Below are 12,612 nucleotides of genomic sequence, written 5' to 3' on the forward strand. Positions count from 1 at the left end.
TGCTGCACGTGCTGGGATTGCCTCCCTCAATAAATCCCTTCAAATCGTCTTCTGAAACGTCTTTGGCAAGTCCCTCGCTGACGAGCAGGGTCAGTGGCAAGAATTCTTACGGCATAAAAATTGCCATACTTACCCGATATGCCAACTCCACTTGATCAATCTCCGATGCGACTTCCCGTCCTCGACGGATTACGTGGCGTTGCCATTTTGGGAGTTCTCTTCTCTAAATGGTCAATGACGTCGGGCTTTCCCCATTTTCCCGGCGAACGATTTCTGACCCACACGCTGGGATCAGTCTCTGTTGATTTGTTTTTTGTCATCAGTGGTTATCTCATCACCAAACTGATGCTGGATGAACGTGCAAAGACTGGAGAGATTTCTCTTCCTGCGTTTTACTGGCGTCGATCACTGCGGATTTTGCCTGCATATTTTCTGTTGCTCGCGTTCCTCTGGGGGATGGATGGCCGATCGGAGGTGGAGATCAGCCGCATCAATTGGCTTTCCGCAGCGACATATACCGTGAATTTCGTCCCGGAAAGCAGTTGGGATGTCGGGCATTTATGGTCGCTTTCTATCGAAGAGCATTTCTATCTGCTCTGGCCATTGGCAATGGTGATGCTCTCCCCGTTTATCGCCTGGCGGTTGATCAATGTGCTGATTGTCGGAACGCTGCTGGCCCGAGGGATCTTCTTAATGGCTTGCCCGGAAGATGCCGAGGTGCTGGAGATCTGGACGTGCTTTCGCTGGGACACGATTGCTGCCGGATGCTGGCTGGCGCTGGCCTTAAGACAGGAATCCTGGCGCAGCCGTCTCGAAGGCTGGAATCGTTCGCCATGGGCACTCCCCATGACAATTGCGCTCCTGGTAATGGCCATGGCCACTGGGATTTCCGATAAGCTCAGCCTGACGATTGGCTACACTCTGACGGCCTGTGCCATGACAGCCATGGTCTATTTGTCACTTACTCGTACCAACTTCTGGGTGCGCATCCTGTGCTCAAGGCTGCTCGTGTTGATCGGGGGCCTGAGCTACAGTCTTTATCTCTGGCATCGTCTGTTTCTTCGTCCCGAGTCAACGACGCAATGGCCGGGCTTTCCATGGAACATTCTTTGCCTGTTCCTGGCAGCGGCGGCTTGTCACCTGCTGATTGAAAAGCCATTCCTCAAGCTCAAATCGGCCTGGAAACCACGGGCTTCACGCGAAACGATGGCCAATTGGGCTTCAACATAAGCTCGACTGGTGACACTCTCAGCGGCACGCCTCACAAGAACCAACGAGACTCATGAAGATGACTGCGTGTGGATTCTCGTTCTTGATGCGGTCATGATGATGGCCTCACCGCGATCATTTGCCAGAGGAAGGAGCCTCGGATGTTGAAGACCTGCCTGTTCGATATGGGCAATGTGCTCGTGTTTTTCTCGCATGAGCGCATGTGTCGACAGATCGGTGCGTTATGTGGCTGGTCGAGAGAAGAATGCCGCAAACATCTGATGGAATCCGGCCTTCAATGGAACTATGAACGCGGACTCTTAACCTGTGAGCAAATGCGAGAAGCTCTGGGAGAACTCTCGGGAAAGCGGTTGTCTCTTGCTGCTCTCGATCAAGCCACGGCTGATATCTTTATCGAGAATTCGAGCATGCTGCCGATCCTCGCGCGGCTCAAAGCCAGTGGCCTGCGTCTCGTGCTGCTCTCCAATACGAGCGTCTCGCATGTCCGCTTTGTCGAACGCCATTTCGATGTTTTGAACGACTTTGATGAACGCATTTTGTCGTGTGAAGTGGGAGCGATTAAGCCGGAACCGCAGATCTATCAAGCCGCTCTCCAGGTGATCGATTGCCAGCCCGAGGACTGCTTTTACACCGATGACATTGCGGCTTACGTGGAAAAGGGGAAAGAGTTCGGCCTCGATGCGGAAATCTTCACCCAGAGCGCAGTTCTTAAAGAACACCTGCACGATCGGCAAGTCGCTGGCTTTTAACCCTTCAGCAAACCGATTGTTCTGGGCCAATTCAGGGCTTAACTTCCGATACGCGTTTCCCTCTGAAAGAGCGATCATAGTGCCATACTCACGGCTCTGAGCTGTCTTTTATACACAAGTTTTCTTGAGCATTTGTTGGCAGGCTTGCCAAGCGAGGGTAGCCCAGGTTGCTTTGCAACCTGGGCCGGCAAAGCCGGTGAGAGGTCGCAGCTTGAGTCAATCCGACGAGACCATATCCGGTCAAACAAAAGATGATCTGCCTCGCGTAGACAGAAGTGGTGAGTGAACATTTCTTGCCGCAGGCAGGGAAATGGCACGAAATGACCACAGAACTGGTCATCGGTCGTGCGTCGCGGGCCAGCCAGAACCCCTTTGTTTCATTAACGCCTCCTGGAGACAACCTCCCACGGCTCTGCCGCCCAGGTTGCAAAGCAACCTGGGCCACCCATGCCAATTTCGTGGTGCGGTTCAGGTGGCGAAAAAGTTGTGTATAAAAGACAGCGGCTCTGAGTGAGCATGCCGGATGTTCATTTGACGCCGATCTTCCATCAATCCACAGAGCATGCTTGCTCCTCAAAGCCACAAGCATGGCTTTGGATTTTCAACGCACCATTTCAAATGACAATCGTACGATTCAGTAAGTAAAGCACTTTGCTGAGTGAACTTGAATGAAATCTCACTGTACGTATCGTCATACGATCCGTTGAACAGAAGAACAATGTGGCTTCATCAAACGTCTCACAGGACTTATTGCCTTGTCCTCTCGGGATTCCTGCCATGTAAACAGGTAGCAATACTTGCGTTTGGTGGTTCGTGCTTACCAGAATGTCAGAGTCATATGGCGCAGGCGAGTTTTCTCTCATCCCCAGCAGGCCCTTTGACCCGCGACGATCGTTCACAACGTTTCCCGATGTTGCTGGTTTCACGTATTACCTTGTCCGGGTTGCTCGCTGTATCGCGAGTTTTTCCGGAACTGAAAGAGCAGAGCACGACCTATGAAGTTCCTCGCAGGAAATACGGTTGGGGTTGATCTGGGCACCACTTACTCGGCCATTGCCCGAATTGGCCCTGATGGTCAGCCAGCCTCGCTGGAAAATGCCGATGGCCGCAACATCACGCCCTCGGTGGTGCTTCTCGCAGATGATGGTTCGGTCGTGGTGGGGCCTTCGATTGAGCGAGCCTCGCTGGAATCGGCCGATCATATCGTCGAAGCCGTGAAGCGGCAGATGGGGAACAAAGACTACTATGTGGTCTATCAGGGGAAGAAGCTGACGCCGGAATTCATCTCGGCTCTGATTCTCAAGAAGATGAAGCAGGATGCTGAGAAGCAGATTGGCCCCATCACTAATGCCGTGGTGACGGTTCCTTATTATTTCAATGATGTTCGTCGTAAAGCGACTCAAGACGCTGGCCGGATTGCGGGCCTGAACGTGATCGACATCATCAACGAGCCAACCGCAGCGACCCTGGCCTATGCCTGGATGAAGGGGGAATTAGGCCGGACAGATCTGATCCAGGATCCCAAGACCATTCTGGTCTATGATCTGGGCGGGGGAACGTTCGACGTGACCGTAGTGCGGTACACTCCGACCGAGTTCCGGGTGCTGGCAACAGACGGTGACGTGATGCTGGGCGGTCTCGATTGGACGCGCCGTCTGGTGGATCACGTGGCCGAACAGTTCTTGCGGAAGTTTGGTGAAGATCCGCGCGAAGATGCCGATGCGATTCGTGATTTTAATCGGGAATGTGAGCAGGCAAAACGAGATCTCAGTTCTAAGCCACAAGTTCCCGTGACGGTTTATTTCCGTGGAAAGACGCTTTCTGTCTCCCTCACGCGAACAGACTTTGAACGCATGACGGCAGACCTGCTCCAGCGTACGCAAGACACCACCGAGCTGGTGCTTCAGCAGGCTGGTGTCACGATCGGAACCCTGGCTGACGTTGTGCTGGTGGGTGGTTCGACTTACATGCCTTCTGTCGAAAAGATGCTGACGGAAATCTGCGGTCGGCAACCCTCGCGTGACCTTCGCCCTGAAGAAGCGGTCGCACAGGGAGCCGCCATTCACGCAGCATTGCTGGAAGCCCGTTCGGGAGTGGTCAACTCTCAAGTGGTGGATGCCATCCGCAACCGACTCAACAATGTGACCACTCATGATGTGAATTCCCACTCGCTGGGAGTGAAGGTTTCGAGTCCCGAAGACCGGGCCAGGAAAGTCAATCACATCATGATCCCCAAGAACACCAACATCCCTTACAGCTTTACGCAGCGATTCCGAACGAACGCCGAGAACCAAAAGACGATCCATGTCTATATTCTCGAAGGGGATGCGAAGGATCCTGCCGCCTGTACCCAGATTGGCGACTTCCGCATCACCGGTTTGCCAGCCAATCTGCCGGCTGGTTCTCCGGTCGAAGTGACCTATAGCTATGAGTCGACAGGCCGGATTGCGATTACCGCACGCGAACTGGTCGGTGGGCGAGAAGCCACGACCGAGATCGTTCGTGACATGGGACTTTCAGATAAGAATGTCGATGTCTTTGAAGAACTGGCCAAGGGTTACAAGGTCGAATAACGGCTGAAAGCCCAGTTTGTTTCGTGCATCATCTGCTTCACTGTGACGAAGCCCGGGTCTACGAAGCCTGACTCTTTAAGAACGCCATGATCGGAGCGGAAAAGAAGCTCTGACTATGGCGTTCTTTTTCTCGCCGCTTCCAATCGCCGTTTGGCTTCCACCGCATGGGAAGCCTGGGGAAATTCTCGTAAGAGCAGTTCATAAGAGGCGATGGCCTCTTTCCACTCACCGCGCTGCTCATCGCACTGGCCTGCTTGTAACAACGCAGCGGCTCGCCATTCAGGATAGGCGTAATTGGCATAAACCTTCTGATACTCCAGAAAGGCCTGCTTCCAGTTTTCCTGCAAAAAATAAGTTTCTGCCATGAGAAACTGGGCTTTCGCTGCTAACTCCGTCTGCTGGGCGGAAGGCTCACGAGTGATGGCCATAAACGCAGCTCTCGCTGCATCGAACCTGGCCTGCTGCTTGAACGAACGCCCCAGCACCTCCTGAATCTGCCAGGCCCCTGCCACGGGTGGTTTCCAGTCAGACAGCTCTTTGGCCGCTTCGGCAATTCCTTCATAGCTTTTAGTCCGAAGTTTCGCTTCGGCCCATAAGACCCAGGCCCTACCTTGCCACTCCTGAACATCGCCCGCAGCACGAGCCGTCGTAATAGCAGCCCGAATCTCTTCAAGCTGAGCAATGACCTCCAAGGCGGTTTCGGTGGTCATATCGTTGGCCAGCCGAGCCTCGCTCAATGAGACAGCAATTTGCAACTTCTGGGGACTGTCCGGATATTTCGTCAGATAGTCATTGGCCAGCCGGATCGCGTCGGCCCACTGTCGTTGTTCGATGGCCAGCACGATTAACTGATAAAGAGCACGCTCTTTCACAACGTTGTCGGACTTCTCACTTTGAACGAGCGTCTCCAAACTTTTTCTGGCAGCTTCAAAGTCAGCTTTAATCAAAGCACTTTCCGCCAGACTTAACATGGCATTGTCAGCCAGTTCACTTTCAGGGCGTTCAGCGATCAGGCGAGCAAAAATTTGATCGGCCCTATCAAAACGACCGGCTTCATAGTTCAGTAACGCCCATTCATTGAGAATCTGATCCAGCACTTCGGCTTTGGGATACTTTTCCAGCAAAAGCGTATAAGCCTGATCAACTTTCTCCATTTGATTCATTTGCTCGAGCGTTCGAGCAGTTTGCAAGCCGGCACGATACCCAAAGATGACTGGGGCTTTGCGTTCAGCCCCTGCTTCAGCCGGCTCTTGAGGAGAAAACTTCTCAAACGCGACCTGGAAGATTTCCAGAGCTTTAGCGGAGTCACCCGCCAGCAGTTGTGCTTCCCCTTCGTAATAGGTTGCTTCCGCTGTTAAAGGGTGCTGTGGGAATCGTGTGGCCAGTTCATGGAATTCTTTCGCAGCCTCTAAATATTTATCCTGCCTCAACTGAGACCATGCCACTCCCCGCCAGGCAAAAGGTTCGTTGGGAGTTCCCTCTGCCAGTGTCTTGAGCCGTTGGAAATAGCCCATTGCCACGGGCCATTCTTTAGCCGCTTCCGCCACTTCCGCCTGATCCATCACAGCCGCAGCCACAGCAGGGTCGTCGGGGAACTCTGCCAGAAAAGCCAGTTGTAATTTCTCGACTTCAGGCCACGACCCCATCTTCGCCAATGACAAACCTTGCAGGGCATAAGCCCGGCGTCGCTGGGTGGCCTTCGGATAAAGTTTCAAATATTGCCGGGCTGTAGAAACGGCCTGTGCCCATTCTCCCAGTGATAGCTGGCCTGACATTTGAATGACCAATGACTCGATGATCTCTGGCCGCGTGCTCGTCTCAGTGGCGGCTGCTACCAGCGGGGCAATCATCTTCATCGACCCCGGCACATCCCCTTCCAGTTGCAGCGCCAGCCCCAGGAAATAGCGTGCCTGATCCTGAAGTTCGACGGATTGGCTTGCTTGAAGTGTTTCTTCAAAAGCAGCTCGCGCCTTCTTTAGTAACGGAAGGTCTGTCGTCTTTGTGCTGGCCTCCAACTGGCGGCGCCCTTCAAGCAGGCGGACATGCCATTTCAACGGGCTGTCGGGATAATTTTTGGCGAACTGAGCCGCCAGCCGTTCTGTTTCAGCGGCATCTTGTGAGTCGAGAGACAGATCAATCGCCAGAAGCAAGGCATCATCAGCCAGGTCGCCCTTGGGCCACTTCTGTACGAGTTGCAGCGCGTGCTTACGGGCATCATTGCCGCGATCCGCTGCCCGTTCGGTGAGAGCCAGTTGATGCAGAATGACTTCACCAAGAGCCGCTTCTTCTCCGGCCAGTTCTGCAGCCGAGCCGAAGACAAGGATGGCCTGTTCATACCTGGCGTCATTCTTCTCGCTCAGCCCCTGCCAATAGAGGGCGTTGGCTGCCTGCTGTTTTTGTTGAGGAGTCCAGGTTTCTCGTGACTTAAGCAGCCCCTCGGCAATCTGCTGGAATCGCCTGGCGGCATCGGCATATTGGGCCGCTTGAAAGAGGGCGTAGCCGAGATTGGTTTGAGCCGACATCAACAGCGGGCTTTGCGGGTGCTGATCGATCAACGACTGAAAATATCCGGCGGCCTTAACAGAGTCCTTTGCATTGGAAGCCTGTGTTCCCAGAAAGAGGAGTGCATCAGGCGCGTGGGCATGCTTGGAGTTGGCCGCAATTGTCGTCATCAGTGCCAGCGCTGGTTCTGGCTTGCCAGCCGCTGCATAGGCTTGAGCCAGACCATATTCGATATCAGACAGCAGTGGCCCGTTGGGGAACTGCTTGCGTGCGTCTTCAAAGACGGCAATCGCAGCGACAGGATCTTTCAGTTGCAACAGCACATCACCCAGATAAGCCAGGGCACGGGAAGCCAGAGGGTCTTTGGGATGTTTTTGAAGATAGGTTTGAAGTTCAACCTTGGCGTTGGCAAAGTCATTCAACAGAAAGCTGCATTCGGCCACCCGATACCGGGCTTGCGGTGCGTTTCCATTTTCGGGGGACTTTTCAAGAAACTGACGCAGAACCGTGCGGGCATCGTCATAGCGCTGCTGATTGATGAGCGCCAGTCCCAGATAAACCTGCGCTTCAGGAACTCGCGGGTTGTTAGGCTGCGACTGAATGAATTCCTGAAAGGACTCCACCGCCAGCCCCCAGCGGCTTTGACGATACAGGCTCACGCCCAGGTTAAAATTCTCCAGGCTTCCGGGTGGCCCCGGCTGAACCTGCACCAGCGGAGCAGCCATCACAGAAAGGCTAAATACTCCGCACGCCTCTCCCATAATGGCAATGCAAACGAATCCTGAGGAGATGACAATGGTTCGTGCTTGCATATGCCTTCTGTCCGCAGAGTTCCGGCAACAAGTCATTTGCCAGAATCAGGCCGCTGGTTTTATGCGGCATCAGATAGCCGCCCACTTCCAGACTAGCCTTGAACGGCGCGCAAAAAAAGACCGCCATCGCCGTCCTGAGGGGGATAGGGCGACGATGGCAGTCAGCGGACATGATGAGGCGTAGAACACACAGGTTGCGGGGCCTGCATGATTCGCAACATCAAATCCAATGGAAGTCAGTAAAAACTCATGCCGTACGGAACAAAAGTGAACGCACGCAGCTTTGCAGGTGAGAGCAGGCCGGCTGAATTTGAATCATCAAATCTGTCACACGCGATGTGTGAAATCAAAATGACAGAAGAAAGATTTCTATCCACTGCTCTTTTGTATCGAGATTTTCCGAGTTGATCATCGGCAAATTCCGCTGATCTCCGGTTTTGCCGATCGTTCAGACGGTAGGGATTGGCTGGGCCGCAACACACATTCCCCCTGAGTGCATTGTCAAAGTCTAAAATTCGGGTCTCTTCTGTTGTTAAGTCCGACAACGGAGGACGTTGCGGCGACATCAACCCGAAGACAAAGCCGCGACACGGCACTGAGTTCGACTTTCGCAGTTTTTGGCGAGTCGTTTTGAAAGGTTGGGAAAGGGGGCGTTCAGCTTCAGCAATCGTCATGAAACGAAATCACCCCCGTTCTGGTGAACTCCAGAAGAAGTTCCTCTGGTCAGAACAGGGGTGAGACACAATCGCTCAGTGACAAGAAGACGTGTGGCAAATCGTCAGGTTGTAACAATGAAGCGAAGGGTTTTAGACGTCGTTCGGAGTGACGCGAATTTCGTTTTCAGGCAGTGCTTCCCCTGTTCCCAGGTCTCCTGGCTGCTGAAATTCCCCACGTTCGTGGCGAATCTGTTCTTCCGCAGCATCACGATCCAATTCGCCATTCGCGCAGATCGCTGCCACAGACTCTTCGACATGCGGTTGCCGATAGTAAGATCCCGCAGTCCAGGCCCCGCATGAGCGATGACCACGGACGACATAGCTTTGATCAAGACTGCGAAAACTCTGGGCAAGCTCGACCATTTCGTCGTTCACCGCAGTCGCGGCGGCGTTCAAGCCCACAATAGAGCCAAGCACGCCAATTGTGCCCAGCAGGACAAGTTCCGCAGAGAGCACTGCTCCCTGACAATCATTCCAAAGTGCTTTAATTAAAATCACTTGCGTCTCCTCGATGGGTTGCCACCCGGTTTGTTCCGACCACATCGGCGACGTCGCCGGTGCGATTGCGCGGATTACTCCGCTAATAACGATTGTATTGAATTTGAACCGTTTGTAAAGATTAAGAAGCATGGGGTGTTTAGAGGATTTGACAATTTGTTGCGGCTGATTCACGGCTTCCCAGTGAGAGCCTTCAGGGAACGCGCTGAAAAAGTTATTCGTTTTGATCGAATGCTCTCAGCAAGAAGGCTGGAAATTCGCGTGTTTCACGTCTGCCCACTTGCGAAGGGGGATGTCCCTACGGATGATCCACGCACTGGTTCATGCTTACTGGTTCATGCTTGCGGAGTGGAACGACACGTCGCTCGCCGGGTGAATGGATTCAGCACTTCCCCATTGATCTTCAGACAACAGAGGCTGCCACGCTCTGAATGAACGGGCGGCAAGGAATCACCATCTATGGTCGCGACGACATTGGACTCAACCGCTCCGTCTCATCTGCCGCCCTTACCGATGGGGCTGAGAGCCAAGCTCTCGCTGATGATGTTTCTGCAGTTTGCTATTTGGGGGAGTTGGTTCACAATCCTTGGCAATTATCTGAAGCACTTGGGTTTCACCGAAACACATGTGGGAGCCATGTATGCTTTGATGCCTCTGGGAGCGATCTTTGCCACGCTCTTTGCGGGTCAGATTGCCGACCGTTTTCTGGCCAGTGAAAAAGTGATGGCGATTTGTCATCTGGCGGGAGCGGGCCTGCTCTACTGGATGGCACAGGTCAAGAGTCCGGAAGAGTACTGGCTGCTCTGGGGGATCTCGTTGGCTTATGCCCTGCTCTATAACCCGACGCTCGCTCTCTCTAATACGATTGCCTTTACTCACGTTCCCAGCGGTGAGCGAGATTTTCCGAGTGTGCGTGTCTTTGGCACCATTGGCTGGATTGTCGCTGGTCTGCTGGTTGGAAATGTCCTTTCCACTGCGACAGAACCCGCATTCCAGACCAGCAAGCCGTTCTATCTGGCGGCGGGTTTCTCGGTACTCCTGGGGGCGATCAGTCTGGTCATGCCTCATACCCCTCCTCAAGGGAAAGCCGGAGATGGCATTCCCTTCCTGAAAGCACTGGCACTCTTCAAAGACCCTTCGTTTGCAGTCTTTTTTCTGGTGTCGTTTCTCATCACGATTGTGCTGGCCTTTTACTATTCCTTTACGGGAACTTTCCTTGAATTTGGCGCAGGTGTCAAAGATGTGGCGGGAGTCATGACCATTGGTCAGTTTGCCGAATTGGCACTCCTTCCCTTCCTGCCATGGTTCCTCAAGACCATGAAGATGCGCTGGGTGCTGGCGCTGGGGATGTTCTGCTGGGGCTTGCGTTACACCCTGTTCGCATTTGGTGGCCCCGGCCCGGAATTGATGGCCGATGCGACGCTTTCGCAGAAGATCGGCTATGCTTTCGCCGTCATTCCTTCACCGTTCATGCTCGTGCTGATTGGTGTGGCGCTCCACGGGATCTGCTTTGACTTCTTCTTCGCTGCGGGCTTTATCCATGTGGATAACACCGCCCCCAAGGAAATCCGTGGAAGTGGTCAGGCGCTTTTCAGCTTCCTGACTTACGGTGTGGGCATGTGGATGGGAAGTATTCTGTCGGGATATGTCGCGGAGTTCAGCAAAGTTCCCGGGCCTGACGGAACGATGGTCATCAACTGGACAACGTTCTGGCTGGTGCCGGCTGGTGGCGTCATCCTGGCCCTCATCGCATTTCTGGTCTTCTTCCGACCCAAGCCTGCCGTGCGAGTCACCGAGTAAACGAACGGCTCGTCAAGATGCGAACGTCAGTATCAGACGTTCGCATCTTGTGACGGTTTTTGCGGGGAGTTTCTAGCCCGGATTTCTCACAGCGCAGCATAAACGAGACGCCTGGATTTGCGTAAAGTGTTGTTACCACACAACTCACCACGCCAGCACAAGGACGTCTCGTCATGACAGAGTGTAACACGCAGCAGCTGCTCTTTCAGCACCACGATCGCCGGGAAGTGGTCGCTGATTTTGACGGCGGGAAGATCACTTCCGATGCCGGGGGGCTCTTACTCCGCGAAGTCGAAGAGCGGTTCGGCATCGTCCGCCAGTTGGCCGGGTGTTTCACCGATCATCGCGATGAAGAACTCATTGAATTCACCGTGGAAGAACTCCTGCTCCAGCGGGTGATGGGGCTGGCTTTGGGGTATGAAGACCTCAACGATCACGAACAACTTCGCCATGATCCTCTCCTGGCGCTGCTCTGTGGACGAAAGGATATCACTGGCCACAATCGCCTCCATCCACAAGATCACGGCAAGCCGCTGGCGGGCAAGAGCACGCTCAACCGGCTGGAACTCACACCGCCCGGAGCCAGTGCGAAAAGTCGCTACAAGAAGATTGTCGCCAGCATCGACCAGTTGCAGGAAACGCTGGTCGATATCTTCATTCGGATGAAGGCCAAACTGTGCGTACCGCCAGAACTGATTCTCGACTTCGACGCCACAGACAACCCCATTCACGGCGATCAGCTTGGCAAGTTCTTTCACGGGTACTACCAGAATTATTGCTACCTGCCGCTGTCCTGTTTTTGTGATGGCTGGCCGCTCCTGGCCTTACTCAAACCCTCGAATATCGACGCCTGTGCGGGCACCGTGGAGGTCTTGGCGAAGATCGTTCCCAAGCTGCGTGCTGCCTGGCCTCAGGTGCGGATCATTGTGCGTGGCGACAGCGGCTTCTGTCGCGAAGCGATCCTGCACTGGTGTGAACAAAACCGCGTGGATTATGTCTTCGGCCTGGCCAAGAACAAGAGATTGCTGAACATCATCGGGAAAGAATTGCACGAGGCGCAAGCTCTGTTCGAGCAGACTCAGGCCTCTTCCCGGGTGTTCAAAGACTTTGAGTATCGCACCCGGAAAAGCTGGTCGCAGGCCCGCCGGGTGGTGGGCAAGGCTGAGCACTTATCGAAAGGGAGCAACCCCCGGTTCGTGGTGACGAGTCTGCCGGAAAGACGCATGGCTGCCCGGCCGCTATACGAGGATCTGTATTGTGCTCGCGGCGAGATGGAGAACCGGATTAAAGAACAGCAGTTGTTCCTGTTCGCCGACCGCACGAGTACCCACGCCATGCGCAGTAATCAGTTGCGGGTGCTGTTCTCGACCATGGCGTATGTGCTGCATAAAGCGCTCAAGGAGTTCGGCCTGAAAGGCACGTCGCTGGCGACAGCTCAGGTCAACACGATTCGGGCCAGGCTGCTCAAGATCGGTGGACGAATCAGTGTGAGTGTGCGACGGGTGGTGCTGTCGTTGTCGCAGGCGTATCCGTATCAGGCGCTGTTCCGAGAGATCCTTGGCAACCTCCGGCGTCAGGAACGGACACCTCTGCGAGTGTAACCAGCCTATGGCTTAGAAATCAGGAGTTTGCCAAGGCCTCTTCGGTCGAAGACCTGTTTCGACAGCGAAGAGCGGGGAGAAGTTCTGCGCTGAGCAGAGTAAAAAACCATGAACCCGCCGGAAATCCGTTG

7 protein-coding genes are annotated in these 12,612 nt (G+C 54.1%); 5 read left to right on the plus strand and 2 right to left on the minus strand.

Annotation, left to right across the window (positions count from 1 at the left end; translation table 11 throughout):
• Positions 1-165 precede the first annotated feature (165 nt).
• The 3 genes from SH287x_RS18530 (at position 166) to SH287x_RS18540 (ending at position 4,552) form a co-directional block, all read left to right on the plus strand.
• Positions 166-1,230: an acyltransferase family protein gene (locus SH287x_RS18530; protein WP_479515867.1), complete on the plus strand. Its 1,065-nt coding sequence runs from the start codon at positions 166-168 to the stop codon at positions 1,228-1,230.
• Between the two features lie 140 nt (positions 1,231-1,370).
• Positions 1,371-1,979, plus strand: coding sequence for an HAD family hydrolase (locus SH287x_RS18535; RefSeq protein WP_479515868.1), 609 nt, complete (start codon positions 1,371-1,373; stop codon positions 1,977-1,979).
• Between the two features lie 995 nt (positions 1,980-2,974).
• On the plus strand, positions 2,975-4,552 hold the full coding sequence (locus SH287x_RS18540; RefSeq protein WP_479515869.1) for an Hsp70 family protein: 1,578 nt from the start codon (positions 2,975-2,977) through the stop codon (positions 4,550-4,552).
• 113 nt (positions 4,553-4,665) lie between these two features.
• Here the strand turns inward: SH287x_RS18540 and SH287x_RS18545 are convergent, their stop codons facing one another.
• Together SH287x_RS18545 and SH287x_RS18550 are read right to left on the minus strand one after the other, a co-directional pair.
• On the minus strand, positions 4,666-7,866 hold the full coding sequence (locus SH287x_RS18545; RefSeq protein ID WP_479515870.1) for a tetratricopeptide repeat protein: 3,201 nt from the start codon (positions 7,864-7,866) through the stop codon (positions 4,666-4,668).
• Positions 7,867-8,672: 806 nt separating this feature from the next.
• Complete coding sequence (locus SH287x_RS18550) at positions 8,673-9,080, minus strand: hypothetical protein (RefSeq protein ID WP_479515871.1); 408 nt, start codon at positions 9,078-9,080, stop codon at positions 8,673-8,675.
• A gap of 459 nt (positions 9,081-9,539) precedes the next feature.
• On the opposite strand from SH287x_RS18550, the gene SH287x_RS18555 reads away from it, so the two are divergent.
• Together SH287x_RS18555 and SH287x_RS18560 are read left to right on the plus strand one after the other, a co-directional pair.
• Positions 9,540-10,880: an MFS transporter gene (locus SH287x_RS18555; protein WP_479515872.1), complete on the plus strand. Its 1,341-nt coding sequence runs from the start codon at positions 9,540-9,542 to the stop codon at positions 10,878-10,880.
• A gap of 173 nt (positions 10,881-11,053) precedes the next feature.
• Positions 11,054-12,481 (plus strand): IS1380 family transposase, encoded by a 1,428-nt coding sequence (locus SH287x_RS18560; protein WP_479515874.1) that lies wholly within the window; start codon positions 11,054-11,056, stop codon positions 12,479-12,481.
• Positions 12,482-12,612: the final 131 nt, after the last annotated feature.

The organism is Planctopirus sp. SH287 (assembly GCF_056500625.1).